Annotated in this window: 18 protein-coding genes; 11 read left to right on the top strand and 7 right to left on the bottom strand. The window is 73.2% G+C overall.

All coding sequences use genetic code 11. The features are described 5' to 3' along the window. Positions 1 to 65: 65 nt before the first annotated feature. Together BM393_RS23235 and BM393_RS23230 are read left to right on the top strand one after the other, a co-directional pair. Positions 66 to 734, top strand: coding sequence for a hypothetical protein (locus BM393_RS23235; RefSeq protein ID WP_091733500.1), 669 nt, complete (start codon positions 66 to 68; stop codon positions 732 to 734). A gap of 55 nt (positions 735 to 789) precedes the next feature. After that, the gene (locus BM393_RS23230; RefSeq protein WP_091733498.1) at positions 790 to 1,788 is read left to right on the top strand and encodes a tripartite tricarboxylate transporter substrate binding protein; all 999 of its coding nucleotides are present in this window, start codon (positions 790 to 792) and stop codon (positions 1,786 to 1,788) included. A gap of 61 nt (positions 1,789 to 1,849) precedes the next feature. Here BM393_RS23230 and BM393_RS23225 read toward each other — a convergent pair whose 3' ends face one another. From BM393_RS23225 to BM393_RS23200, 6 genes are all read right to left on the bottom strand, one after another. Further along, a complete protein-coding gene (locus BM393_RS23225; protein ID WP_141225463.1) occupies positions 1,850 to 4,315 on the bottom strand; it encodes a hypothetical protein in 2,466 nt (821 codons plus the stop codon). A gap of 7 nt (positions 4,316 to 4,322) precedes the next feature. After that, positions 4,323 to 6,116, bottom strand: a complete 1,794-nt coding sequence (locus BM393_RS23220; protein WP_141225462.1) for a hypothetical protein — start codon at positions 6,114 to 6,116, stop codon at positions 4,323 to 4,325. A gap of 14 nt (positions 6,117 to 6,130) precedes the next feature. Beyond that, positions 6,131 to 7,222: a hypothetical protein gene (locus BM393_RS23215; protein WP_091733492.1), complete on the bottom strand. Its 1,092-nt coding sequence runs from the start codon at positions 7,220 to 7,222 to the stop codon at positions 6,131 to 6,133. Positions 7,223 to 7,383: 161 nt separating this feature from the next. Continuing rightward, positions 7,384 to 7,971 carry an RNA polymerase sigma factor gene (locus BM393_RS23210; protein ID WP_091733490.1) on the bottom strand — a complete coding sequence of 196 codons (588 nt, stop codon included), beginning with the start codon at positions 7,969 to 7,971 and terminating at the stop codon, positions 7,384 to 7,386. Next, complete coding sequence (locus BM393_RS23205; protein WP_091733488.1) at positions 7,968 to 9,029, bottom strand: esterase-like activity of phytase family protein; 1,062 nt, start codon at positions 9,027 to 9,029, stop codon at positions 7,968 to 7,970. The genes BM393_RS23210 and BM393_RS23205 overlap by 4 nt, the downstream gene beginning before the upstream one ends. A gap of 206 nt (positions 9,030 to 9,235) precedes the next feature. Then, entirely contained in the window at positions 9,236 to 11,530 is a 2,295-nt protein-coding gene (locus tag BM393_RS23200; RefSeq protein ID WP_091733486.1) for a TonB-dependent receptor, read from the bottom strand. Between the two features lie 238 nt (positions 11,531 to 11,768). Between BM393_RS23200 and BM393_RS23195 the strand changes: the two genes are divergently transcribed. The 9 genes from BM393_RS23195 (at position 11,769) to BM393_RS23155 (ending at position 25,275) form a co-directional block, all read left to right on the top strand. Then, positions 11,769 to 12,521 (top strand): GntR family transcriptional regulator, encoded by a 753-nt coding sequence (locus BM393_RS23195; RefSeq protein ID WP_091733484.1) that lies wholly within the window; start codon positions 11,769 to 11,771, stop codon positions 12,519 to 12,521. Positions 12,522 to 12,555: 34 nt separating this feature from the next. Then, positions 12,556 to 13,656, top strand: coding sequence for a BMP family protein (locus BM393_RS23190; RefSeq protein ID WP_091733482.1), 1,101 nt, complete (start codon positions 12,556 to 12,558; stop codon positions 13,654 to 13,656). After that, complete coding sequence (locus tag BM393_RS23185; protein ID WP_217648508.1) at positions 13,653 to 15,422, top strand: ABC transporter ATP-binding protein; 1,770 nt, start codon at positions 13,653 to 13,655, stop codon at positions 15,420 to 15,422. The genes BM393_RS23190 and BM393_RS23185 overlap by 4 nt, the downstream gene beginning before the upstream one ends. After that, a complete protein-coding gene (locus tag BM393_RS23180) occupies positions 15,419 to 16,606 on the top strand; it encodes an ABC transporter permease (RefSeq protein WP_175538477.1) in 1,188 nt (395 codons plus the stop codon). The genes BM393_RS23185 and BM393_RS23180 overlap by 4 nt, the downstream gene beginning before the upstream one ends. Beyond that, positions 16,603 to 17,586 carry an ABC transporter permease gene (locus tag BM393_RS23175; protein WP_091733478.1) on the top strand — a complete coding sequence of 328 codons (984 nt, stop codon included), beginning with the start codon at positions 16,603 to 16,605 and terminating at the stop codon, positions 17,584 to 17,586. The genes BM393_RS23180 and BM393_RS23175 overlap by 4 nt, the downstream gene beginning before the upstream one ends. Positions 17,587 to 17,600: 14 nt before the next feature. Continuing rightward, positions 17,601 to 18,686 carry an ADP-ribosylglycohydrolase family protein gene (locus tag BM393_RS23170; RefSeq protein ID WP_091733476.1) on the top strand — a complete coding sequence of 362 codons (1,086 nt, stop codon included), beginning with the start codon at positions 17,601 to 17,603 and terminating at the stop codon, positions 18,684 to 18,686. Next, positions 18,679 to 19,596 (top strand): carbohydrate kinase family protein, encoded by a 918-nt coding sequence (locus BM393_RS23165; RefSeq protein ID WP_091733474.1) that lies wholly within the window; start codon positions 18,679 to 18,681, stop codon positions 19,594 to 19,596. Before BM393_RS23170 ends, BM393_RS23165 begins: the two co-directional genes overlap by 8 nt. Positions 19,597 to 19,906: 310 nt before the next feature. Continuing rightward, positions 19,907 to 24,709: a hypothetical protein gene (locus tag BM393_RS23160; protein WP_091733472.1), complete on the top strand. Its 4,803-nt coding sequence runs from the start codon at positions 19,907 to 19,909 to the stop codon at positions 24,707 to 24,709. An 89-nt stretch (positions 24,710 to 24,798) separates the two neighbouring features. After that, positions 24,799 to 25,275 (top strand): YhbY family RNA-binding protein, encoded by a 477-nt coding sequence (locus tag BM393_RS23155; protein WP_091733470.1) that lies wholly within the window; start codon positions 24,799 to 24,801, stop codon positions 25,273 to 25,275. 86 nt (positions 25,276 to 25,361) lie between these two features. Here the strand turns inward: BM393_RS23155 and BM393_RS23150 are convergent, their stop codons facing one another. Beyond that, complete coding sequence (locus BM393_RS23150; RefSeq protein WP_091733468.1) at positions 25,362 to 25,799, bottom strand: DUF4149 domain-containing protein; 438 nt, start codon at positions 25,797 to 25,799, stop codon at positions 25,362 to 25,364. Positions 25,800 to 25,807: the final 8 nt, after the last annotated feature.

Genomic DNA, 25,807 nt, shown 5'->3' with positions numbered 1-25,807 from the left:
TGGCGCTCCGCGCCCTGCCCCGCCGGCCCTGCGGCCGGGCTGTTTCAACGATCCGGAGTGACCCGATGAATGCCTCCCTTCACCGTCATCACCGCCCTCGCCACCTTCGCGCGTCCCGCCTCGGCTCGCGTTGCGCGCTCGCGATCGCGCTGCTCGCGCTGGGCGTCGGCCTGACCGGCTGCGCCTCGCGCCGCCCGCCGGAGCCGCTGGCCGTCGTCGCGCCGGCGCCGGTCCCCTTGCCGCCGCCGGGCCCGGCGCTCGACGTCAAGGACGGCCACGTCTGGTCGCCGGACATCGCGGCCGTGGCGCGGGAGCTGCAGCAGCTGGCGCTGGACAACGGCCAGGTGGAGGTGATGCGCACGGCCGGCAACCAGGTGCGCGTGCGCATCGACGCGGCCGATGCGGTCGATCGCCGCGATGCGCTGCAGCCGCGCTTCCGGCACTTCGTGGAGCGCGCCGCCGAGGTGCTCGCGCGCTCGCCGGCGGTGCGGGTGCGCGTCGAGGCAGGCGTCCGCGTCAACTCGCCCGCCAATTCCCCGGCGGCCGCGAAGGGTCGCAACCAGGCGCTGGGCTGGGCCCGCGGCACCGAGGCGATACTCGCCAGCCGCGGCATTTCCGCCGACCGGTTGACGTCCGAGGCTCGCGCCGGCGGCGACGCCGAAGCGGCGGGAAGTTTCGACGCCGGCCCGCGGCGCTACATCGAGCTGCTGGCCGCCGACCCGATCGCGCAGTAGCGCAGGTGGGGCCGGCCCGCCGCGCTTGCACCGACCCTTCATCCAGCCTTCATTCATGACCGTCCCCCTGGCCTCCCGCCGCGCCTTCATCCAGGCGTCGATCGCCGCGGCGTCGGCGCCCATGGCGCTGCTCGCTCCCACCGCTCAAGCGCAAACCGGCGCCTGGCCCAGCAAGCCGGTGCGTATCGTCGTGCCTTATGCGCCGGGCGGACTGAGCGACGCCGTCGGGCGCCTGCTGGCCGAGCGGCTGGCGCTGGGCCAGCCGGTGATCGTCGACAACAAGCCGGGCGGCGGCGGCGTCATCGGCATGGGCGTGGTGGCCAAGGCCGCCGCGGATGGCCACACGCTGGCCTTCTCGGCGATCAGCCCGCTGACGCTCAGCCCGCACACGCACCAGGTGCCCTACGACGCGCTGACCGACTTCGCGCCGGTGGCGCGGGTGATGGTGTCGCCGGTGTACCTGCTGGCCACGCCGGCCTTCACCGGCAAGACCTTCGCCGACGCGATCGCCCAGGCGCGCGCGCAGCCGGACCAGGTCACCTTCGCCACCAGCGGCGTCGGCAGCCTGGGCCACCTGATGCTCGAGCAGATCTCGCGCAAGGCGCAGGTCCGCTTCACCCACGTGCCCTACAAGGGCGGCGGACAGATCGCCACCGATGCCGCCGGCGGCCAGTTCCAGCTGTTCACCGCCAATCCCGGCGCGGCGCTGAACGCGCTGGTGGAGCGCGGCAAGCTGCGCGTGCTGGCCGTGGCCGCGCCGGGCCGCATGCCGGGCCTGCCCGACGTGCCGACCGTCGATGAACTGGGCCATCCGGAGGCCAACATGAATTCGGTGTTCGGCGTCTTCGCGCCGGCCCGCACGCCGCCCGAGGTGATCCAGCGCCTGCACGAGGCCATCAACCGCGTGCTGGCCGAGCGCGACGTGCAGGAGCGGCTTCGCCAGCTCGACTACCTCGTGAGTCCGGCGACGATCGCGGCATTCACCGACCAGTTGCGGCGCGAGCACGCCGCCAACGGGCGGCTGCTGAAGGAGAGCGGCATCCGGCTGGAGTGACCGGCGCGTGCAGGCCGGCGCGTGCATGCCGGCGCGCGGAGGGCCCCTCGGGGCCCTCGCTTCATTTCAGCTCCGCCACCTGCAGCGTGCGACGCGGCACATGCGGATGCAGGTGCGACACCACCACCCTGCCCTGCACGAAATCCAGCGAGTAGCTGCTGTGCTGCAGCGGCGTTGCCCGCTCGGTGCGGTCCAGCGCGTTGCTGAAGCCGCGCCCCACCTGGCGGCCGTGGTCGAACACCAGGTCGGTCACGCCGCCCGGCACGCGGGCCACGGCGCTGTCGAACTCGCGGCGGTTGCGTGCCGCGAGCACGGGCCGCAGGTCGGCATGGCCGGACACATGGGCGTGCAGGTCGGCGACCACCTGGGACAACGTCGACAGCGAGTCGTAGCTGCCCACGTGGCCGGTCTCGGGCGCGCGCTCCCGCATGGCTTCGTCGCTGATCCCGACGTGGCGATCGATGGTGCGCTCCCAGGCCAGGTCGCTGATCGCGGCGCGACGCGCCGGCGCTTGATGCAAGGTCTCGCGCAGCTCGCCGATCCGCGCCTCGGTCACCGCCAGCCGCTCGCGCAGTCCGGCCTGGGCGGCACGGACTTCGTCGTGCTCGCGGCTGGCATTCGCCGCCTCCCGCGCCAGCGCCGCGGCGGCCGCCTCGTGCGCTTGCGCGGAGCGACGCAGCTCGGCCTGCGCTTCGCCGATGTCGCGCGCGGTCTGGTCGACGCGGCTGCGCGCCTCGTCCGCCTGGGCGCTGTGGCGGTCCACGTCGCCGCGCAGCCGCATCCTGCGAGCGTCGACATCCGGCGACGAAGATCCGGCCGCCGCCGGGAGCTGCGGAATGGCCGCATCCGGCGCGGCATCGCGCGAGGCAGGCTGCGCTGATTGCGCTGAGGGCGACGACTGCGCGGCGTCCCGCTGCCGGCGCTCGTCGCGAAGGCCGCTGAGCGCCGCGTGTGCGGCGCCGAGCTCGCGCGTCAGCTGCTCACCGCGCTCGACGAGCGCGCTCCGGTCCTTCAATGCGCCGTCCAGCGCGGACCGGGACCGCTGCACGTCGACAGACGCCTCGCGGTACTCCTCGGCGATGGTCGTCATCATCGAGGTCGCCTGCTGGATCGCGCCCACGACGATGCGGCCGCGATGCGCCGGCAGTTCCTGCAGCGGCATCAGGTCGCGGGCCCGCGCGCGGCCTTCGGCCAGCGCCGTCTGCGTCACCCGGCTGCCGCTGCTCAACCTCACGCGGCGCGCCGTCGTGCCATCGGGCAGGCCCGTGGCGGCCGCCGCCATGGCGCAGTACCTCATCTCCTCCGTGAACTGCGCCAGCACATGCCGGCCCACCGCATTCCCCAGGCCTTCTCCCCCTGCGCGCACGGCCGCCATCACGGCGCTCGTGTCGCCACCGAGCAGGTTCCTCAGCAGACTCCCGTTGACGCGATCGGGCCACAAGGTGCTGAACAGGGCCGAGAACGCCGAGAAGCTGTGCGCCGGGTTCTCCAGCAACGGCTCGTCCAGGCGCCGCGCGCCCGCGTCGACGTTGGTGAACATGGCCAGGTAGCGGGCATGCCTCGTGTCCTCGCCTTGGGGCACCTGATCGATGGCGGGAAGCTCGTAGTGCGCCAGGAACGGGTTGAGGTGGGCGGCGGCGGCCTTGTCGATCCGCTGCTCAATGAAACGCGGGTCCAGCAGGGCCTCCGCGAAGTCGGTGTCGCTCTTCAAGGTCGCGCGGGCCTCCGCGACGCGGCGACTGGCCGCCTCCATCTGCGTCTTGAGGCTGTCGCGTTCCCCCTCCAGCCGCTGGATGCGCGCCTGGGCCTCGACCTCCGCGGGGCTGCGGGGATCCGGTTTCGCGGCCGCCGGCGTCGCTTTCGTCGCGCTCGCCGCCTTGGCGCCGCCGCGCCGGCCCGTTCGCGCGCGCGCAGGACGAGCCGGTTGAGCCGGCCGCGGCTCGGCCGCCAGCGTCAGGTTCTCGAGCTGCCGCCGCGCGGACGCCAGCTTGCGCTCGACATCCGCCAGCTCGCTGGTCTCCTTGTCATGCCGGGCCTGCAGCGAGGCCAGTTGGCCTCGCGCGTGCTCGGCGCGCGACTGAAGGCGGCCGACTTCGTCGCTGCGCTCGCTGGCGGCGGGAGCACGCGCGTCGTGACGCCGCTGCTGCAGCTCGGCCAGGCTCGCCTGCAGCGCCGCCCGCTCCGTCTCCAACTTGGAGAGCTCCCCCGCGAGCAACCTCAGCTGGACCGACGGCGACGACGGTGCCAACGGCGCCAACGGCGCACCCGACGAGGGACCTGCCATGGCCGCGGCCTCGGTCGGCATCGACACCGGCAAGGCGGCGCGCCGCTGCACGGCCGAGGGCGCGTTGTCGGCCTCGCCAGCGCCGGACGCGCTGGCCGGCCGTGCCGGTGCCCGATCGAGCCCGGGAAAGTCCCCCGCAGGACGGACCTCGTCGGCGAAGGCCTGCGCGAGCGGCCGGCCAGCGGGCGGTACGGCGGCGCGCGATGGCGCACCTCCCGAGGGGAAACGGATCGGACCGGTCATGGCTCCTTCAATCGAGTTCGTCGACGTTGACGCGGGGCCTGCGCTGCCGCGGCACCGGAATGTCGGCCACCGACGAGGCCGAGCTGGACGGCAGGCGCGGCGAATCCGGATTCAGCGCCAGCTCCAGATCGACGGGCGGGTCCGGCACCGGCGTGGCCCGCACCGCCTCCTGCGCCTGCCACAGGCCCGTGATCGGCGAATCGAGCATCGCGCCCAGCGCCGCGGCCCCGACGTTGCCGATGAACTGCTGCACGGGCGGCGGCAGCTTGCTGTGCGCCATCCCCTGCCCCGCCGCGGTCAGCGCCGAGAAGAGCGTGTTGGTGAGCGAGGCCCGCGCCTGCGCCTGGTCCAGCACGCGGCTGCGGTCCGTGCCGGTGAGCACCGGCGCCCACTCCTGCGTCGCGCCGGGCGTCTGGTTGGCGAAGAGCTGCAGGCGCTGGAACCAGTCCGTCGTCTCGCCCAGCGTGTTGATCAGCGCGCTGATGGCGGCGGTTCCGGCCGCCACACGCCAGGCGTCGCCCATGTTCATGGCGCTGGATTGATCCAGCAGCACCGCGGCCGCCGCACTTCGATCCGGCACCCACGCGCCCTTCAGCGCGTCGCCGAGGAAGTTGTTCACCACGTTCACGCCCGCGTAGGTGGCCACGGCGGAGGCCTGCGCGGCACCGGACATGCCGGCGGCCAGTTCCGGTTGCGGGCCGCCGCCCGCAGGCGCCGGCGGCTTGTTCACCTTGACCATGCTGAAGCTCGCCTGCAGGCCGTCCCGCATCGCGGCGTAGACGCCGACCTTCAGCTCGTTGGTCAGCGGCTGCAGCGCGGCCGCCCGGTCGCCCTGCTGGAACCCGTGATGCATCAGCATCAGGTTGGTGAAGGACGAGGACACCTGCATCACCGTGAACAGCCGCGAGACCTTGAGCGTGTGATCGCGCATCGTCTGCTGCTGTTCGGGCGTCTTCGCCTGCCACTGCTCGGGGGTGAGCGAGTGGTAGGCGCGCGCCGCCTCGTCGGGGTTGCGCCGCTCGCGCAGCTCCCGCACCACCTGCAGCACCACGTTGGTCATGCCGACCGTGGCCTGCAGGCCCATCACGGCCGGGGCCGGCGTGTGCCTCAGCGCGTGGCTCACCGCGCTGGCGAGCATCTCCCGCGCGAAGGTGGGCAGGCCCACCGCGACCGTCTGATGGATGGCGTGTCCCGCCACCACGCCGGCCAGGCGGGCCTCGGGCATCGGCGGAACGACGGACCCCAGCGTGCGCACCGCCTCGCGGCCCGCCACGCCGGCCAGCCGGGTGACTTCGCCGGCGATCGCATTCGCGACGGAGCGCCAGTTGCGCTCCGGTGCGACTGGCCGGGACAGGTTGAAGGTCGGTTCGGCCCGCAGTTGCCGGCCGATGTCGGAAGGAGTGGCCGAGAGCGGGCCGCTCAAGCCGCGCGCTTCCGCCAGGACTTGGAGGCGTCGCGACGACCACTCGCGCGAGTCCGACCGGCTGTGCGAGTCGTCCAGCAACGAGCGACCCGGGCTCGTGCCGACGAGCTCCGGCAGAGGCCGGCGCTCGCGCAGCTCCTCGCCGCTGGAGGACGCCAGCGGCGCGGAGGTTCGCGACGACGGCGCGTTGTGCGGCCGCTCAAGCGTCGGGGCAACGACGCCGGCCGCCGAGCCCGCCGAGCCAGCAGTACCTGCTGTACCTGCTGTACCTGAAGGACCCGCGGTCGCTGTGGCGCCGGGCACGGACGTGCCGGCCTCGGCGGGCAGACGGAACGATTCGATGCGGTTGGATGTCGAAGGGGGGATGGATGCAGGCATGTCGGCTCCCTCCTTCAATGCGCGGCCGCGGTGTCGCGGGACGTCGATGTGGCACGGGCCAGGCGCGCGAAGTCGCGCAACCAAGCGGCGAAGCCGTCGGCGAAATCGGCGGCGCTGCGGCCATCCACGGGGCAGCGCGACATCAGGCGAGCGCGGCCGCGCTCGCGGGCCACGGCGACGCCGGCGAAAACCATCAGCGTCGTGTTGGCCTGCAGCGCGAGCCGCCGGCGCTCGAGCGTGTCGAGCGCTTCGGCGCCGAGGTCCGACACCAGCACCAGCGTGTCGGTCCCGTCCTCGCAGGCCAGGCCGATCGACACGCCGTCCAGCGTGAACGATCCGCTGCGCGCGCCGGCCAGCGCGTCCGCGGCGGGCAGCCCCGCTTGCAGCAAGGCCCCATGCACGCGCACGAGCACGCGCTCGGGGGCTTCCAGGAGCGGCGCGTCGACATCGGCCGCAGCGGCCGCAGCGGCCGTACTGACACCGCGGCGCTGTGCCGCATCCGCAGGCCCCGCGGCAGCTTCAGCCGCTCCGGACATGCCGGCCGTGGCCGCCGTCCCGGCCGTTGCTGCGGTTGCGGCCGTTGCTGCCGCTTCAGCCGCTCCGGCCCTCGCCGTCACGCCCTCGAGCAGCGCCTGCCGCAGCTGCAGCAGCCCGGCCAGTTCAACGGCGAGCAGATCGGGATGCGCGTGCCCGGCGGCGGTGCGCAGGATCAGCACCGCCTCGCCGTCGTCGTTCAATCCGAAGGCCGCGTGGGTGACGACCAGCGCCTGCCCGGTGGCGAGCAGCAGCGCATCGCACCAGGCCGCCTCGTCGACCGCGGCCGGACGCGCGGCGCGCGTGACGGCCAGCCAGGACCCCGTCGGTTCGTCGTGCAGCGGATGCAGCGACAGCGGCTGCCCGGCGAGCTCGATCAGGCCGGTGGCGCCGAAGTGCCGCGCGACTTCGGGGCTGGCGCCGAGCCGCAGCGCGGCCTCGCGGCGCCAGTCGCCGATGACGCCGGTGACGTCGGCGATGACGTCGGCGGGCGTACCGGCTGATACGGTGTCGGCATGAGCGGGGATCGTCCCGTTCGCCGGAGGTGTCGTTGACGCAAGGATGGTCGTCATGGAAGCTCCCTGGCCGAGTTGTTGGGTGATGGGTTCGGCCGGTGATGACGATAGGCACACCGCGATGACGACAGCGAGACGGACGCGAAGCGGTTGGCGTCGAAGCGAATGCGCCGACGCGGTCGACCGGGGGGCCCGACAGGTCCTCAGGCTCAGTCGGCTCAGTGGGCGCGCGTCCCGACCGCCGCTTCCGCCAGCGCCGGCAGCACGTCCTTGAGCTTCTCCCGCGCGCGCACCAGGCGCGCCTTCACCGTGCCCGAGGGGCAGGCCATGATCCGCGCGATCTCCTCGCAGGATTCGCCCTGGCAGTAGGCCAGCTCCACCGTCGTGCGCTGCTCCAGCGACAGGGTGGCGAGCCCGTGACGCACCCAGTCGCGCAGCTCGCGGTCGGGGCCGTCGTCGAAGAACGGCTCCGCCTCGGCGAGTTCCGCCTCCGGCACCGCCGAGGCATTGATCTCCTGCCCGACCTCGCGATCCCGCAGCGCCTTGAGCATGCAGCGATACGCGATGCCATGGGCCCAGGTCGTCACCCGCGAGTCGCCGCGGAAGTTGGCGGCGCTTTTCCAGACCACCCACAGCGCGTCGTTGACCGCCTCTTCCACCACGTGCGGGCGCGAGCAGCAGCGCTGGATGAAGCGCGTCAGGCGCGGCTGGAAGTGGCGGTACAGCTGCTCGAACGCCGCGCGGTCCCCCGCGCCGGCCGCCTGCAGCCAGGCTCCCAGCAGGCCTTCCATGTCCTCGTCCCTCATGGCGCCACCTCGAAGGCCAGGACCTGCGTCACCTGTTGCGGCGAGAAGTTGTCGTCGGCCACCATCACCAGCGTGCGCCGGCCGTCGGGCCGCACCGGTCCCCAGGCCATGCCTTCGAGGTTGTCGATCGGTCCGCGCGCGCCGGCGGCCTGCAGGTCGAGGATCAGCCGCTTGCGCATCGGCACGAGCGCCGCGTCGCGCAGCGAGGCCACGGCCGAGACGTCGGTGGCGCCATCGACGCTGGCCTCGTACAGCCGCACGCGGAACTTGAAGACCCGCTCGGCGACTTCCCGGCCCGAGCGCTCCAGCACCAGCAGCGTGCCTGCCGGCGTGACCAGCACATCGCTGACGCCGTTGTCGGACCGGCGCTGGCCGCCGGTCGGCGCCTCCGGGATCGGCTCGACCGGATAGGCGTACTGCCCCAGCACCCGGCCCTGCCGGTCCAGGTGGGTGAAGCGGGCCAACGCGCCCGCCTCGCGCGTCGGCGGTTCGCCGTCCTCGATCAACGGCGCCTCCATGCTGGCCCACACGGAGCCATCCGCGGCCAGGGCCAAGCCTTCCAGGCTGAGGTTGTCCCGGGCCCCGCGCGGCTCGTCGGGATGCACGCGCAGGCGCTCGGGCAGCGGCAGCTCGCCGGCGAAGCGGCCGTCCCGTTCCGACCAGCGGATGAAGGGCTGCAGGCCGCGCGGGCGGTCGCCCTCGCTGGACCAGAGCGGGCGCCCGGTCCGCGGGTCCAGCCGCAGGGCCTCGGGATCGGGGCTCTCGGGCGGCGGCTCGCCGGGCCGCGTCGGCGCGCGGACATTCGGATAGGGCTGGCCGTCCCGCTGCAACAGCGGGGTGAGACCGGTCACGCGCAGGTCCTCCAAGCCCCGCGCGTTCCAGCGGATCCTGGCGGTGTAGAAGCGCGCGGGTGCGTGCTCCGACCGGTCGTCGCTGAGCAGGTACCAGGTGTCCTCGACGGGGTCGTAGTCGAGGCCGGAAATGCCGCCGAGATGGCGCAGCAGCGGATCGGTCGCCACGCGGGGAATGGTGGTCTCGCCGATGAGCCGCAGGCGCATGGGCGGCTGCGGCCAGGCCGCTGTCCCCGGCGCACCTGCCGACGCTTCTGCCGCAGCACCCGTCGCCGCGTCCACCGCAACGCGTGCCGTCGCACGCGCGTCGACCGTCGAGGTCACCGGCGCGCAGCCGCCCAGCAGGAGCGCGACCGCGGCCACGGCCCCGGCGAGGAACGCCGTGCCGCCAGGGCGGGCCACCGGGGGGCGCTTCACAGTTCCATCCTCACCCACAGCACCACCGTGCGCGGCGCGCCGATGAAGTAGCGCCCGATGCTGGAGGGGCTCGTCATCAACTCGGGCGCGACGCCGGAGAGGTAGTGCTTGTTGGTGATGTTCTCCAGGTTCAGGCCGAGGGTGAGGTGATCCCACTGGTACGACCCACTCGCGCCGAGCAGCGTGTACGCCGGCATGCGCTCGTCGACGCCACTGTTGGCCACGCGCGGGTTGGCGTAGTAGCCGGCCTGGCTGGACACGTGACGGAGATTGGCCCCGAGCCGCCAGGCATCGCCCGGCCGCCAGGTCGCTTCCAGGAACAGGTTGCGCGGCGCGATGCCGACCAGGTCCGCGCCGTCGCGGATGAAGCCCTTGGCTGGATAACCCTGCGCATCGACGTCACCCAGCGCATAGCGCGCCTTCTGGTAGGTGAAGGCGCCATACAGGCGCCAGGCCGCGCCCACGCGCGCGTTGCCGCTCAGCTCGATGCCATCGATGCGACGGCCCTGGTCCACGTTCTCCGACTGCAGCGTGCCGGCGATGTCCGCGGCCACCGTCTCCTTCGAGCGGATCGAGAAACCCTGCACGCTCAGCGCGTAGCCGTCGCCCTTGTGGCGCAGGCCCAGGTCGAAGGCCTTGGCGGTGTCCATGTCCTGCGGCCGCAGCGCCGCCGCCATCGTGGTGGCCGCGCCGCCCTCGAGCGTCGCGTCGGTCATCGTGGCCGCGTTCTTGGCGTAGCCCGCGAACAGCTCGGTGTTCGCGCCCAGCGGCACCAGCGCGCCCAGCTTGGGCAGCACGCCGGAGTTCACCCGCGCCTGGTTGACGAAGTCCAGCTTGCCGGTGCGCGAGTCCTGGATCGGCGCGCGGTAGTCGACCCGGTTGTCGAGGTAGGTCAGGCCGTAGTCCAGCTTGAGCCCGCCATCCAGCAGGCTGCTGCGATTGGCCAGGTAGACCATGGTGGAGCGGTTCTTCCAGTGCTTGTCCTCGCTGATCGCGACCGGCGTGTCGGCAAGGGCCGGCCCCGCGGCCTCGTCGAGGACCGGATACCAGCGCCTCACCTGGCCGCGCTCGTAGCTCTCGTACCAGGCGCCGGCGCGCCAGTCGAGCAGGTCGCCATGCCGCGCGCCCACTTCCACCAGCGCGCCGTTGCGCGAGAGGTCGTAGTCATTGCCGCGGAAGTACAGGCTGCGGGCCGAGCCATCGAGCCCCGGATAGCCGCCGTTGCCCAGGCCCGTCTCCTTGCCGGTCCCGTCCTGCCCATGGTGATAGGCCTTGGCCGAGACCTTCAGGCCGCCCAGCGTGGTGTTCAGGCTGAGGTAGCTCAGCCGGTCCTCACGCGGGTTGCCCTTGAGGCCGCGGTAGTTGCGGTCGACGCCGGGCACGCCGGTCCAGTGGTCGGTGTAGCCGTCCTGCTTGGGATCGGTCTGGAACTGCCTGAGCGTGACGATGTTGCTGGCGCTCGTCTCCTTGCGCTCGTTGAAGCTGGAGTAGAGCTTCAGCGTGGTGTCCTGGCCCAGGCGCCAGGCCAGCTTCAGGTCGGCATGGTCGCGGGTGTCGTGGCCGGCGGGGTCGTCGACGTAGGAGACCTGCCACTGCTGCCGAGACACGCTCAGGTAGGCGGTGAGTCCGGGCGCCAGTTCGCCGCTGTCCACGCGGGCATAGAGCCGGCCGAGCTCGGCGCTGCCCGTGGCGGCTTCCATGCGCAGGCCGAAGGCACGGCCGGGATCCTGGGTCAGGTAATCGATGTGGCCGGCCAGCGCCTGGTGGGAAGGCGCGCCGACGATGCCCGCCGACTGCGACACATCGATCGCCGCCAGGTTGCTGCTGTCGAAGAAGCGCGTGGGCACTGAGCCGCCGCCCAGCGTCGTGCGGCCGTTGGGGATGCCGTCGATCGAGAAGCCGATGCTGTCCTTGCCGAAGCCGCGCATGCTGATCGTGCTCTCGAAGCCGTCGCCACCGAAGGCGTTGGACGAGCCGACCTGGATGCCGGACACGCGCTCCAGCAGCTTGTCGGCCGAGACGCCGGTCGGGTAGTGCTCCAGGTCGGCCGCGGTGATCTTCACGTTGGCGCGCGACTGGCGCAGGCCGATGGATTCGCCGGTCACCGTCACCTGGCCCAGCGACTGCGAGCGGGCGGGCACCGGCGCGGGCGAAGGCGCGGTGTCGCCGGCGGCTTCGCTGGCGGGCCGGGCCGGCGCGGCGGCCTCCTGGGCCAGGACCGGGGCGTGAGCGGCGACGAGCAGGGCCGCCAGGGGCAGCGGTGCGAAGGGGAGGCGGGCGAGAGAGCGCATGGTGGAGGAGCTTTCAGCGGAAGGACCGGGAACGGGGTGGAGGGGTACTGCGCGGATCGGGCCGGATGATCATCCACTGGTACGTACCACGTCAATCTGGTCACAGCATGTTTTCCGCAGAACCTCGGGTTTTCCTTCGGAAGCAACAGCTGTCACAGCCTCGTAAAACGGCCATGCGATGCGGACTGGGATCAACCCTGTTGACCATCTGGTACGTACCATGAGAGCATTGCCGGACATGAGCAAACGACCCGCCGAGGCCTCCGCGCCCCCTCCCCGCTACCGCCAGGTCGCCGACGCGCTGCGCGCCGCCATCGACGACGGCCGCCTCGCCGACAACGAGGCCCTGCCCTCCGAGCGCGAGCTCACCGAGCAGCACCAGGTCAGCCGCGACACCATCCGCAAGGCGGTGCGGCTGCTGGAGGACCATGGGCTGGTCTACAGCGACCACGGCCGCGGCACCTTCGTCGCGCCGGCGCTGGTGCGCCGCATGTCGCGCTACATCGACGGCTTCTCCGAGGACACGCGCCAGCGCGGCGGCCTGCCCAGCCAGCGCATCCTCAACCTCGAGTTCAGCCCGGCCACCATGGCCATCGCCCAGCTGCTGCAGCTCGAGTCCGGCCACCCGCTCACCCGCGTGCGGCGCGTGCGCCTGACCAACGGCGTGCCGGTCGGCCTGCACGACGCCTACTTCCCGCTGCCGCCGGGCGTGAAGCTCGAACTGCAGGAGGTGGAACGCGCCCGTTCGCTGTACCAGCTGCTGATGGAACGCGCCGGCTTCGCGCCGGTGGAAGCGGTGGAGAACCTGTTCGCCGCCAGCGCCGACGCGGAGGAAGCGCGGCTGCTCGGCGTGCCGGAAGGCGCGCCGCTGCTGGTCTGCGAGCGCATCACGCTGTCCGAGCGGCGCGAGCCGATCGAGTACTGCCTGATGAAGTACGTGTCCAGCTACCGGTACAGCGCGCGGATCACGCAGTCCAGCCGGCTCGCCTGAGCGCGCCGGCCGCCCCCTCCCGGCACCGCCGTCGATGCGCCCCGCCCTCCGCTTCCTCCTGCGTCAGCTCCTGTGGCTGCTGGCGGCCGTGGCCGTGCTCTACGCGCTGAAGGCCGCGGGCGAGCGGCTGCTGCCGCGCGCCCAGGCCGGCCATGCGGTGCGCGCCGTGCTCTTCATCAACGGCACGCTGGGCGACAAGTCCTTCTTCGACGGCGCGGCCAAGGGCATGCGTGAAGCGGCGCGGCAGTTGCCGGTCACCATCAAGATCGTGGAGGGCGGCACCGATCCGACGCGCTGGCTGCCGGCCCTGACCGCGCTGGCCGACAGCGGCGACTACGACCTGATCGTCACCGGCACCTACACGATGGCGCCCTATGTCGAGCAGCTGGCGCGGGCCTATCCGGAACGTCGCTTCGTGCTCTACGACGCCGCCGTGGACGCCGGCCGCTGCGCCTGCCGCAACGTGCGCTCGCTGCTGTTCCGCCAGAACGAGGGCGCCTACCTGGCCGGCTGGCTGGCGGCGCGGCTCGACCGGGCCGGCCTGCCAGGCGTCGCGCCCGGTGGCGGCCTGGGGGTGATGGGCGGCATGCAGTTCCCGGTCGTCGACGACTTCATCGTCGGCTTTCGCGCTGGCGCCAAGGCCGCGGATCCGGACCTGCCGGTGGCGACCCAGTACGCCAACTCCTTCTCCGATCCGGCGCTGGGCAAGGAGATCGCCAAGACGCTGTTCGGCCGCGGCGCCGGCATCGTGTTCCATGTCGCGGGCGCCAGCGGCCAGGGCGTCAACGAGGCCGCGCTGGAGAACGGCCGCTACGCCATCGGCGTGGACGTGGACCAGTACGCGCTCTACCGCCCGCGCCAGCCGGCGCTGGCGGCGCGCATCCTCACCTCGGTGGTCAAGAACGTCGACGTCGCGGTGCTGGAGGCGCTGCGTGCGTCCCTGCGGGAGCCCGCGGCGCCGGGCGGCGTCGTGTCGCTGGGCCTGGCGGAGCGCGGCGTGAGCCTCGCGCCCCGCGCCGGCCTGCTGGCGCAATGGCCGCCTGCGCTCTGGCAGGAGCTCGAGCAGGTGCGGGCAGAGATCGTCGCCGGCCAGCGCCGCGTGCCGAGCGCCTTCTCGGCGAGGACGCCCGGATGAGCGCCACGATGAACACGTCGCTGGACACCGCAACGAGCGCTGCGATGGACACCGCGATGAGCGCCTCTTCTGGCACCCCGCCCGGCAGCGCGCCGATCGGCGCCGCCCCGCCCGGACGGCTGTCGCTGCACGGCGTCTCCAAGCGCTACCCGACCGGCACGCTGGCGGTGGACCAGGTCAGCCTGTCCATCGCGCCGGGCGAGGTGCATGCGATCGTCGGCGAGAACGGCGCCGGCAAGTCCACCGTCATGAAGATGCTCTACGGGCTGGAGCAGCCCAGCGCCGGGGAGATCCGCCTGGACGGCGAGCCGGTGCGCTGGCGCACGCCGCGCGAGGCGATCGCCGCCGGCATGGGCCTGGTGCCGCAGCATGTGACGCTGGTGCACTCCTTCACCGTCGCCGAGAACGTCGTGCTCGGCCAGGAGCCGCGCCGCGGTCCGCTGCTCGACACCCGCGTCGCGATCGAGCAGGTCGCCGAGACGGCGCGCCGCTTCGGCCTGCCGCTGGATCCGCGCACGCCGGTGTCGCGGCTCTCGCTGGGCGAGCAGCAGGCGGTGGGGCTGCTCAAGGCGCTGCACCAGGGCGCCCGCATCCTGATGCTGGACGAGCCGACGGCGGTGCTGGCGCCCCAGCAGGCCGCGGCCTTGATGACCGCGCTGCGGCGCTACGCCGACCATGGCCTGGCGGTGATCCTGATCACGCACCGGATCGCGGAGATCCGCGAGGTCTCGGACCGCTTCACCGTGCTGCGCGGCGGCCGCGTGGCCGGCAGCGCCGCGACGCGGGACGTCGGCGAGGCGGAGATCGCCGCGATGGTGGTGGGACGCGCCGTCGCGCCGCGGCGGGCGCGACCGTCGCCGGCGCCGTCGCGCCGTACGCCGGTTCTCAGCATGCGCGCGGTCGCGGCCACGGACGCCGGCGGCCGCCAGACCTTGGAAGACCTGACGCTGGAGATCGCCGGCGGCGAGATCCTCGGCATCGCCGGCGTGGAAGGCAATGGGCAGGGACTGCTCGCCGACGTGCTGGCCGGCCTGGTGCGCGCGGAGCGCGGGCAGGTCTCGGTCGACGGCGTCCCGCTGCGCGGCCAGGGCGACGCCGGCATCCGCGCGGCGCGGGCGGCGGGCGTCGCGGCGCTGCCGGAAGACCGGCTGCACGACGGCGTCGCGCCGGACATGAGCATCACCGAGAACGCGATCGCCAACCGGCATGCCGAGCCACCCGTGGTCCGGCGCGGCGTGCCCGGCTGGTTCGGCGCGCTGGATCTGGGAGGGGCGGCGCGCGAGACCGCCCGCCTGCTGCGCGACTTCGGCGTCGTGGCCGCGTCGCCCGAGGTCCCGATCCGCTCGCTGTCGGGCGGCAACATGCAGAAGGTCGTGCTGGCCCGCGAGATCGCCCTGGCCCCCCGCCTGCTGGTCGCGAGCCAGCCGACGCGCGGCGTCGACATCGGCGCCTGCGAGTCGCTGCACGAGCGCCTGGGCGCGCTGCGGGACAGCGGCGCGGCCGTGCTGCTGATCTCGGCCGACCTGGACGAGCTGCTGGCGCTGTCCGATCGCATCGCGGTGATGTCGCACGGCCGACTGGTCGGGCATTTCGCAGCCGCCGAGGTCGATGCGCGGCGGCTCGGCCTCTACATGACCGGCGTGTGCCACGACCCGGCCGCCCGCGCCGACCTGGACGCGCCCTTCACGCCCGCCGAACGCTCCGAGCCCTTCGTGCCCTCCGCTCCCTCCACGCCCTCCGCCCCCGACGAGGAACGCCTGCCGTGACGTCCGCCGCCCCTCCCGCGCCTCGGGCCTCGCGCCGCGCCGGCCTCACCGTCCTGCTCCGGCGCGCCGGTGCCGGCATCGGCACGCTGCCGCTGTCGCTGGCCGCGGCGCTGCTGGTCGGCTTCGCCTTGACCGCGCTGGTCAGCGACGACCCGCTGCGCGCCTGGCTGGCGCTGCTCACCGGCCCGCTGCCGGAGTTCCACCTCGGCGCGCAGGGCTGGGAGCTGCGGCGCGTGGTGCTCTTCGGCGCCGCGATCGAGGACGCCATCACGCTGGCGCTGCTGGGCCTGGCGATCGCGCTGCCCTTCCGCGCCCGGCAGTTCACGCTCGGCGCGGACGGGCAGATGTTCCTGGGCGCGCTGGCCGCCGTGGCCACCAGCCTGGCGCTGGCCGCCTGGCCCGCGGTGGTCGTGCTGCCGGCCTCGCTGCTGGCCGCGATGCTCGTGGGCGGTGCCTGGGGGCTGCTGCCCGGCTGGATGAGGGTGCGCCATGGCGCCAGCGAGATCGTCACCTCCCTGATGCTCAACCTGGTCGCGGTGCAGCTGTTCCGGCTGATCCTCAGCGAGTGGATGAGCGATCCCGGCGCGGGTTTCATCGCCACGCCGCTGCTGCCGCCGGCCGCGTCGTTGGGCGCGCTGATCCCCGGCACGCATGTGAGCGCGATGCTGATCGCGGTGCCGCTGCTGGCCTGGGCCGCCCAGGCGATGCTGGACCGGACCAGTGCCGGTTATGCGCTGCGCGCCGTCGGCCAGGCGCCGGACTTCGCGCGGCGCATGGGACTGCCGGTGGCGCGCACGGTGATGCTGTCGACCGCGCTGGGCGGGCTGTTCGCGGGACTGGCGGGGTTGCATGTCAGCCATGCGCTGCTCGGGCGGCTGCCGGTGGACCTGCCCGCCGGCCTCGGTTACGAGGGCCTGGTGGTGGCGCTGCTGGCGCGCAACCAGCCGCGCGCGATCCCGATGGCGGCGCTGCTTTATGCCTACCTGCGGGCCGGCGGGCAGGCGATGGAGCGCGGCACCGACGTCCCGCGCGAGATGGTGCTGGTGATCCAGGCGCTGATCATCCTGTTCGTCGTCTCCGAGCGCCTGTGGCCGCGGCTGGCCGAGGGCCTCGCGCGCTGGCGGAGCCGGCGCGGCGCGCCCGCCGTCGAGACCGCCGAGCCCTCCCCCGGAGTCGCCTCATGACCGACACCTGGACCCTCGTCGTCGCCGGGCTGGTCGTCGCGCTGCTGCGCGCCACCACGCCCATCCTCTTCGCGGCGCTCGGCGCGCTGGTGTCGGACCTGGCCGGCTGCGTCAACGTGGCGCTGGAGGGCCTGATGCTGGTCGCCGCGTTCTTCGGCGTCATGGGCGCGGTGCAGGCCGCCGAGCTCTGGCCGGCGCTGCCGGTCTGGGCCCACGCGCTGATCGGCGGCGGCGCGGCGCTGCTGGCGGCGCTCGCGCTCGCGCTGCTGCTGGCGGTCTTCCATCTCGAGTTCGGCGCCGACCTGATCGTCGCCGGCATCGCCATGAACCTGCTGGCCGCCGGGCTGACCGTGTTCCTGATGGCCAGCTGGGTCGGCGACAAGGGCTCCACCGCCACGCTCGTCAGCCCCGCGCTGCCCGCGTTGCGGGTGCCCGGCCTGGCCGGCTGGCCGGCGCTGGACCTGCTGGTCAACGGCGAAGGCGGCCGCGGCCATCCCCTGCCGCTGCTGCTGGCACCGCTGGCGGTGGCGGCGGTGTGGCTGCTGCTGCAGCGCACCCCCTGGGGCCGCTGGCTGCGCGCCACCGGCGAGAACCCGGCCGCCGCGCTCGCCGCCGGCATTCCGGTCAAGCGCATGCAGTACCTGGCGCTGCTGGCCAGCGGCGCGCTGGCCGGGCTGGGCGGCGTCTACCTCAGCATGGGCTACGTGACCCTGTTCCAGGCGGACATGAGCGCCGGTCGCGGCTTCCTGGCGCTGGCGGCCGTCTTCCTCGGCGCCCGCGCGCTGGCGGGGACCACCGCGGCGGCGCTGCTGTTCGGCGCCAGCGCGGTGCTGGCCACCCAGCTCGGCGCGCTGGCCTGGCGGCCCCAGCTGCCGCAGATGCTGCCGCCCATCGTCACCCTGCTCGCCATGGCCGTGGCCGGCGCGCGCCGCGCGCGGCGGCCCAGGCCCGCCGCGCCCGAGATTTCCCAGAGACCTTGAAGGACCTTCCCAGGATGAACCAAGAGCAATTGCGCGAGCGCATCCAGGCGTCGCTGACGCTGGCCGGCATGGGCGACGCGCTCGGCGCGCCGACCGAGCAATGGAGCATCGACGAGATCGCGGCCCACTTCGGCGGACTGGTCACGCGTTTCGAGACCCCCACGCCGGACACCTTCGCCGGCGTGAATGGCGGCCTGCGGGCCGAGGTCACCGACGACGCGAGCCAGATGTACTACCTGGCCCGCGCGCTGGTGGCCGCCGAGGGCCGGCTGGACCAGGCCGGCTGGGTCGAGTGCCTGCTGGACTGGGTGCGCACCAGCCCGAAGGCCGGCTTCATGGGCCCCAGCACCGCGGGCATCGTCAAGGCGCTGCAGGAGGGCACGGACCTGGCCAGCGTCGGCGTGATCGGACAGTCGCGCCGCAAGCTCACCGGCATGGGCACAACCAACGGCGCGGCGATGCGGGTCGCGCCGGCCGGCCTGGTCCACCCCGGCGACCTGGCCGCCGCCTGCGAGCAGGCCTTCGTCACCTGCATGCCCTCGCACGACACCGGTGTCGCGATCTCGGCGGCCTGCTCGATCGCCGCCGCCGTCTCGCGCGCGCTGGTCACGCCGCCGTCGCCCGACGCGCTGGGCGAGGTGCTGGCCGCCGCGGTGGAAGGCGCGACCCGCGGCGAGGCGATCGCCCGCCAGCGCGCCCGCGACGTCGCCGGCCCCCGTTACCTGGCGCGGCTGGAGGCGGCGCTGGCGATCGCCGCCCAGGCGCCGGACGACCGCAGCTTCATGTCGCGGATGGAGGGGCTGGTGGGCAACTCGGTGCTGGCGGCGGAGTCCGTGCCCGCGGCCGTGGGCATCGTGGCCTACACCGGCGGCGATCCGATGCGGACCATCGCCATCGGCGCCTCGATCGGCAACGACACCGATTCCATCGCGACCATGGCCGGCGCGATCGCCGGCGCGTGGCGCGGACTGGCCGGCGTGCCGGCGGCGATGCGCGCCGAGTTCGAGACCGCCAACCGCGCCGACTTCGACCTGGACGCGATCGCGGCCGGCCTGGGCGGTCTGGCCTGGCGCCACTGGCAGGAGCGCGGCCATGGCTGAGCGCCGTCGCTGGGACCTGCTGGCCTTTGGCGATCCCTGCATGGACCTGAGCCTGGACGTCGACCAGTGGCCTGAGGCAGGCGGCAAGGTGATGGCGCGCGCGGCGGGCCATTCGGCGGGCGGCACCACGGCCAACGCGGCCTGTGCGCTGTCGCGGCTGGGCGGCCGCGCGGCCGTGTTCGGCCGCATCGGCGCCGACCTGTTCGGCGAGCAGCTGCGGCGCTCGCTGCGCGACGACGGCGTCGATGTGGAGCACCTGCAGGTCGTGGCCGGCGTGGCGTCGGGTCTGGCGCTCTCCCTGCTGCCGCCGGGCGGCGACCGCGGCCTGGTGGTCGCGCCGATGGCCGCCGCCCCACCGCCCTTCCCCGTGCAGCGCCTGCACGACGCGCTGCTGCAGTCGCGCGTGCTCTACGCCATGCCGCGCGACCTGGCGGAGCTGACGCGCATCAGCCAATTGGCGCGGCGCACCGGCACGCGGGTGGCGCTCGACCTCGAACCCTCGGTGGTCGGCGACGCGCGGGCGCTGTCGCAGCAGCTGTCGCTGGCCGACCTGGTGTTCTTCAACGAAGCCGGCTTCCGGGCCGGCACCGGCGAGGCGCCCTCGGCCGACGGGCTTCGCCGCCTGCTGGACCAGGGGCCGTCCTGCGTCGTCGTCACGCTGGGCGCCCAGGGCGCGATGGCGGCCGACCGCGACGGCGTGGTGCGGCAGGCCGCGTTCGACGTGCCGGTGCGCGACACCACCGGGGCGGGTGATGCCTTCAATGCCGCCTTCGTGCTCGCCCGGCTCGAGGGCCAGTCGCTGGCGGCCAGCCTGCGCTTCGCGTGCGCGGTCAGCAGCTTCGTGATCGCGGAGGTCGGCGCCCGCGCCGGCTTGCCCTCGCGGGCGGCGGTCGACGCGCGGCTCGGGTGACTCACAAGACCCTCACCCCAACCCTCTCCCGCAAGCGGGCGAGGGAGCTCCTCCGCCCCCGCCAGCGTGAGAGGGAGTTCAAAGCGCCACGCGGCGCAGTCGCCCCCTCGCCCCCTTCGGGGGAGAGGGAGGGGTGAGGGGGCTCGTGCCACAGCGCCGCTCTCCCGCAAGCGCGCCGACGCTGCCCATCCGGGCGCCGCTTCGCCTCCCCGCTCCGCGCTGCGCATGCGGTGCCGACCCGATGCGGCCTTGACCTAGCCTGCGTTCCAGCGCGCGAGTCCTCGCGCATCGCATCCTGGAGCGCCCCGCCATGGTCACGCTGACGCCCGTCGGTCCGACAACCTCTTCGTCCTCCGCCGTCGAACTCACGCCCCCGCCGGGCGCCACCACGGGCGCCCCGCCCCGCCCCGACACCGCCGGTTCGATGCCCACCGGCTCGGGCGGCCAGGCGCTGGAGCCGAACCCGCGGGCGTCGTCGCAGTCCATGCAACCGCCGCCCCGCGCCGACGTGACCACGCTGGCGCAGCTGCGGACGCAAAACCCGCCCCCCACGACGCCAGCGCCCGCGACGTCGTCCACCTCCGCCGTGGCCCAGGCCCGGCCCGTCCAGCGCACCGACCCCGTCACCGCGCTCGAGGGCGTGCTCGCCGCGCCCCCGGCCGATCCGGCGCGGCTGGCCCAGCTCAAGACCGAGTACGGCGCCACCCGCGAGGACATGACGCGCTTCCTTGGCCGCTTCGAGGCGGCGCTGGTGCCCTCCGCGTCGGCGGGCGCGCAGCTGGCGGACCTCAACGACCACAGCCACGTGCTGAAGCTCACCGCCCACGGCCCGCACGGCATGACGGTGGCCGAGCGCCTGCCGGTCATCAGCCAGACGCTGCCCGGCGAGGCCGAACCGCGCTTCTTCGTCAAGGGCTATGGCGACCGGCTGATCAAGCTGGCCGACCTGGAGGCGCTCGAAGGCACGGGCATGCTCGCCCACCGCCCGCCGCGCGGCGGCGCCGAGCCCGATCTGGAGGCCGGCCCGCCCCGCGCGGACCGCCCCTCGCTGCCCCGCGGCGACATGGAGACCTCGCTGCGCTCCTCGATCAAGCAGCTGTCGATGGATTCGGCGCTGCACGCGCGGCGCTCCCTGGCCGAGTCCGACGACCCGATCATGCAGATGCCGCCCAACCCGAGCGCGATGCCCAAGGAAGCGCAGTGGTGGTCCAGTCCCGAGACCGCGACGCTGCCCGGCTTCGGCCCGACGCTGGCCAATGGCCTGACCGCGCTCACCCCGCATTTCTACAAGTCGGAGCGCCTGTTCCTCATCACCGCGATGGAGGGCTACGAGGAGTTCCAGGGCCGCCCCACCCCGCCGTCCGACCGGCCGCCCGCCCTGCGCGCGCAGACCGCCGGTGACCTGGAACATCCGCCCTCGGCGGTGAACGTGGGCGGGCCGGTGCTGGCCAAGATCCGGGGCGTCAAGCAATGGGAGGTGGTCGGCCCGGCCGAGTTGACCGGCGTGAAGTCCGCCAAGGGCGCGCGCGCCTTCGAGGCGCTGATGGACACGCTGCGCGAGCAGCTCGGCCAGGCCCGCGCGGAAGGGGCGAGCGCCAAGCCCGTCGTCATCCGCTTCACCACCGACGACCAGGCGGTGCACGAGCTGACGGCCAGCACCCAGGGCGCCCGGCTGCGGCTGGTCAACCCGACACCGAGCTTCGGACACAGCGACAGCGCCGGGATGATGCAGGCCGGCCATGGCGCCGCGGCCGACATCGACCTGTACTCCTACGAGGGCCAGTACAACGGCCTGCGCGCCAGCAAGTCCGGCACGCCCGAGCCGGCGCTGGTGCTCTCCACCGGCGAGGCGCTGCCCGCCGGGCCGCTGATCAAGGGCGCCGGGCCCCTGGTCCCCACGGTCCTCAAGCGCACCTTGGTCGCCGCGAGTCGGCTGGCGACCTCGCAGCCGGCGTTCGGCCTCGGCAACCAGCGCCCGCTGGACTACACGATCAACACCGCCGTCAAGGTGGCCGCCAAGACCGGCGTGGTCTACGGATTCAACATGCTGGGCCGCATGGCGTCCGCCGGCATCGGCGTCGCCGGGCTGAGCAGCCAGGGCGGCGGCAACATCGGCTTCGACGGCCTGGCCAAGGCGGTGGGCTGCATGGTGGCGGCGCAGGAGGCCACCACCTTCGCGATGGCGCAGTTCGGCAAGATGATGCCGGCCCACTTCCAGTGGCCCGAGGGCCGGATGGGCCGGTTCGCGATCCGCGCCATGCTGCCCAGCGCCGAGGAGATGCTGCGCCTGTCCCTCAACATGAAGCTGCAGCAGGCCTTCGGGCTGCACCGCGGCAACGCGGTGGACGTGATGGCGCTGGCCTCCGCCTCGGTCGCCAAGGGCGGCGTCGAATGGATGAAGTCGCGCGCCGGCGATCCCGCGAACCACGCCGCCGCCCACCTGTCGCTGACCCTGCTCTACAACACGATCTACAACGTCGCGCGCGGGGTCTCCAACGCGTTCACGCTGCCGGGCGGCGACGGCCATCCGTCCGCGCGCACCGTCGGCGCCACCCTGGCCGCGCGCGCCATCGGCCGGCTCGACACGATGTACGAGCCCATGCTGACCACGATGCTCAACAGCGCCGGCTTCGTGGGCGACAACGCCAGCGCCTACGACCACCAGATGAGTCGCGAGACCCGCGGGATGGGCGACCCGATCTCCATCATCGACCGCGCCATCACCGACGTCTCCAACGCCGCCGCCGGGCTGGCGGGGCGCAAGCTCGAGGAGAACCGGACCGCGATGATGATGCTGCTGAACGTGCGCGAAGGCATGGAGGGCGTGCGGCAGTACCTGAGCCGCTTCCCGCTGGAGCACGAGGCCGGCCGCTTCAGCGAGATCGGCGCCGAGCTGGCGGCGGTCCACGATTCGATCCAGCATGCCTCGCATCCGCTGCATCCCGAGCGCGAGAAGGAGATGGACCTGCGCCTGCAGGAGAAGCTGGATGCGCTCATCGAGGCGGCGGATGGCGGGCCGGCGGCCGACGAGGCGCAGGACCGCCCCGAGGCGCTGCGCTACGACGTCGCGCTGCTGGATGCCAAGGACCGCGAGACCTTCGAGCGGCAGAGCCGCGCCGCGCGCGAGCAATGGTCCTCGCGCGGCAGCCTGCCGCAGACCAGCCAGTTCCACGAGATCGTCAACGACTACAGCAACCGCGGCCGGCCGGTCGACGCGCGCCCGGGGCTGCTGCTCGATTCGGCCGAGGTGCCGCGCAACGTGACCACCTGGACGCGGCGCGGCCAGGCGGCGGCGTGGCCCACCACCCAGCTGATGGCCGGCGCGCGCGGCATCCACACGCCGCGCACCGACACCGGCCTGCCACCGGTGTCCGAGCTGCTGCAGAAGCGGGCCACGAACTCGGCCTTCCTCTACACCGTCGAGTCCGGCATGTTCCACCTGCCGCTGCGCTTCGACTACGTCGGCCAGCTGCAGTACCAGCCGATCCGCCCCAAGAGCGCGATCAGCGTGCCGCACATGGTGCTCACCGCCTCGGCCCACAAGCCGGACGGCGGCGAGGGCCTGGTCGATCCCAGCGCCATCCTGGACGTCAACCTGGCGGCGCGCTACGCGCCGAAGTTCCCCGCCAACCTCGACCGCGCCGCGGTCACCGAGGCGTCCTACATCGCGCCCGGCGGCCAGACCCGCTTCGGGCAGCCGGTGGAAGCCGGGCAATCGCCCAACAAGACCGTCACCGAGGGCGAGGTGGTGGCCCTCACCGAGATGTATTCGGCCACCACCTCCAGCCGCATGGCGGCCTACTTCGGCGCCGGCATCAACGCCGGGGCGACGCGCGACCGCAGCCTGCGCATCCACGCCAAGCTGCTCAGCGGCGTGAACTTCGCCAAGGTGAGCGACCTGGCCCAGGGCGAGGTGGTGGCCGTGCCCGGCGTGCTGATGCGGGTCCGCAAGATCGACGCCGACGCCGGCAAGGGCCCAGGCGTGGACGCCCCGGGGAAGAACGTGCAGGACCTGGGCCAGGTGGTCTATTTCGAGCAGGTCAACACCTACGAGCTGGAGCAGCGCTTCCTGGCGAAGAAGGCGCAGCCGTCGGTGGACCTGCGCGAAGGCGAGGAGGCGATGGAGCCGCGCTCGGGCCATCTGCTCAAGGCCACCCGCCAGCCGGCGCCGGACGCCTGGGTCTTCGACCTCGGCGAGGACCGCTTCCGGCGCCTGGACGCCGTGAAGGACGCGGGCCGGCAGGTGCTCGAATGGTCCAACAACAAGAGCTACTTCCTCGGCCGCGGCCTGGAGGACATGGACCGCGCCGGCGAGCAGGGTCCGCCCGAGCGCGCGCGCTGGCTGCATCCCTACAGCGGCGACCAGTCGATGCGGGCCATCAAGGAGGCAACGCATGCGCTGATCCTGGGCAAGGACCCGCTGGTGTCGGAGGGGCTGCTGGACCTGGCGACGGAGAACGTCCATCACGCCCACTTCCGCGAGGCCGGCGGTTATGCCGCCACCGACGCGGCCCGCGAGGCCGCCGCGCAGCGCCAGGCCATCCGGGAGCAGGCGGGCGCCGTGGCCGACGCCATCGGCGAGAAGGCGCTGTCCAGCCCGCTGTCGACGCAGGACGCCGCGTCCTTCAGCTGGCTCATGACCAGCCTGCTGCGCAAGCGGATCGAGCTGGTGGTGCTCGACGCGGCCGGCCAGGCCGAGCACACCCCCTTCGACATGACCTACGACAAGATCGACCTGAAGCGGGAAGCCGCGCTCAGCGACCTGTCGGACAAGCGCCACGAGCCGGCGCATGTGATCGTGGTGTCGCCCGATGGCGTCTTCACGCCGCAGGTGCGCGGCGGGCGCCGGGAGATGGTCCGCATGGACGAGGCCGGCGACGGCCCGACGCTGGGCGGCCTGGTGCACGCGCTGGTCCGGCAGGCCTATCCGGAGGCCGGCCACTACGCCGAGGACGCCGCCGGCGGACTGCGGCCCGACAAGTCGGCGCAGCGCAGCGCCCAGGACATCCTCGACACCATGAAGGACGCCGCGCGCGCCGACTACCGACCCCTGCAGGAAGCCCTGGTGAAGCAGTTCGGCGTGCCGCAGGCGGCGGCCGAGGCGCCGCGCTGAGCCACGCGGAGGCGTGTCGCAAGCCCGCCTTTTCGCGGGAAACCCGATGCGCAATGCCATGGAGCGGTCCGCTCACGGATAATGCGCGGATGCCTGCTATTCAACTGACCCCCGCCCAGCGCAAGGAAAAGCGCGCCGACGCCCACCATCTCGACCCGGTCGTGATGATTGGCGCCGATGGCCTGACGGCCGCCGTCACCAAGGAGGTCGACGCCGCGCTCAGGGCCCATGGCCTGATCAAGGTCCGCGTGATGTCCGACGACCGCCAGGGTCGCGAGGAGATCCTGGCCACGCTGGCCGAGCAGCTCGACGCCGCCCCGATCCAGCACATCGGCAAGCTGCTGGTGCTGTGGCGCCCGGTGCCGGAGAAGGAAAAGGCCGTCAAGGAGGACGCCCGCTCCGCGCCCAAGGTCGTGAAGATCGTGAAGTTCTCGAAGAGCGGCAACAACCGTCCGCAGATCAAGAAGGTCACCGTGCTGGGCAACCAGCGCGTCACCCAGGGCGGTGAAGTCAAGCGCGCGAAGAAGCCGCGTCAGACCAGCCTCAAGAAGTCCAGCCAGGGCTGACGCCGACGCCGCCACGCGCGGGCGGCCAGGTCCGGCACCAACGAAAAGACGGCCCGCGGGCCGTCTTTCCTTTTTGTCGCTTCCGATCAGCGGGGCCGCGGTCCGCTCACGCGCCACGCCAGCGCAAGCACGGCGATCGTTCGCAGCCCGAAGAACACCAGCGACACCGCATGCAGCTGCAGGAAGGTCCAACTGCCCTGCCCCTGGCGCGCGGCGTCCATCATCGGCTGCAGCGCGTAATAACCGGCGGCGGTGAAACCGATCGCCAGCAAGGGCAGCCAGAAGCCGGGATTCATCGCCGATCCGCCGACCACGCCATCCCGGTGCAGGCGCCGCTCCATCAGGATCAGCAGCACGCCCGCGGCGAGCGCGAAGCGGGCATCCATCTCGAACAGCCGCGCGACGTACTTGCCGGCCATCGCGCGGTCCAGCGTCGCGAACGCGTTCGGCGCGGCCAGCAGCGCCACCGCCAGCAGCTCGCCGGCCCACAGGGCCGCCAGCAGCGCACGGATCCGGAGCAGCATCGGCGAAG

Source organism: Mitsuaria sp. PDC51, from assembly GCF_900113225.1.
Lineage (GTDB): Bacteria > Pseudomonadota > Gammaproteobacteria > Burkholderiales > Burkholderiaceae_C > Roseateles.
Note: the sequence above shows the minus strand (reverse complement) of the source record. Positions and strands in the feature narration are given on the sequence as shown.

Excerpts from the sequence above, each read along its gene's own strand:
- BM393_RS23235 (WP_091733500.1), top strand. The coding sequence starts at position 66 with ATGAATGCCTCCCTTCACCGTCATCACCGCCCTCGCCACCTTCGCGCG.
- BM393_RS23230 (WP_091733498.1), top strand. The coding sequence starts at position 790 with ATGACCGTCCCCCTGGCCTCCCGCCGCGCCTTCATCCAGGCGTCGATC.
- BM393_RS23225 (WP_141225463.1), bottom strand. The coding sequence starts at position 4,315 with ATGACCGGTCCGATCCGTTTCCCCTCGGGAGGTGCGCCATCGCGCGCC.
- BM393_RS23220 (WP_141225462.1), bottom strand. The coding sequence starts at position 6,116 with ATGCCTGCATCCATCCCCCCTTCGACATCCAACCGCATCGAATCGTTC.
- BM393_RS23215 (WP_091733492.1), bottom strand. The coding sequence starts at position 7,222 with ATGACGACCATCCTTGCGTCAACGACACCTCCGGCGAACGGGACGATC.
- BM393_RS23210 (WP_091733490.1), bottom strand. The coding sequence starts at position 7,971 with ATGAGGGACGAGGACATGGAAGGCCTGCTGGGAGCCTGGCTGCAGGCG.
- BM393_RS23205 (WP_091733488.1), bottom strand. The coding sequence starts at position 9,029 with ATGCGCCTGCGGCTCATCGGCGAGACCACCATTCCCCGCGTGGCGACC.
- BM393_RS23200 (WP_091733486.1), bottom strand. The coding sequence starts at position 11,530 with ATGCGCTCTCTCGCCCGCCTCCCCTTCGCACCGCTGCCCCTGGCGGCC.
- BM393_RS23195 (WP_091733484.1), top strand. The coding sequence starts at position 11,769 with ATGAGCAAACGACCCGCCGAGGCCTCCGCGCCCCCTCCCCGCTACCGC.
- BM393_RS23190 (WP_091733482.1), top strand. The coding sequence starts at position 12,556 with ATGCGCCCCGCCCTCCGCTTCCTCCTGCGTCAGCTCCTGTGGCTGCTG.
- BM393_RS23185 (WP_217648508.1), top strand. The coding sequence starts at position 13,653 with ATGAGCGCCACGATGAACACGTCGCTGGACACCGCAACGAGCGCTGCG.
- BM393_RS23175 (WP_091733478.1), top strand. The coding sequence starts at position 16,603 with ATGACCGACACCTGGACCCTCGTCGTCGCCGGGCTGGTCGTCGCGCTG.
- BM393_RS23170 (WP_091733476.1), top strand. The coding sequence starts at position 17,601 with ATGAACCAAGAGCAATTGCGCGAGCGCATCCAGGCGTCGCTGACGCTG.
- BM393_RS23165 (WP_091733474.1), top strand. The coding sequence starts at position 18,679 with ATGGCTGAGCGCCGTCGCTGGGACCTGCTGGCCTTTGGCGATCCCTGC.
- BM393_RS23160 (WP_091733472.1), top strand. The coding sequence starts at position 19,907 with ATGGTCACGCTGACGCCCGTCGGTCCGACAACCTCTTCGTCCTCCGCC.
- BM393_RS23155 (WP_091733470.1), top strand. The coding sequence starts at position 24,799 with ATGCCTGCTATTCAACTGACCCCCGCCCAGCGCAAGGAAAAGCGCGCC.
- BM393_RS23150 (WP_091733468.1), bottom strand. The coding sequence starts at position 25,799 with ATGCTGCTCCGGATCCGTGCGCTGCTGGCGGCCCTGTGGGCCGGCGAG.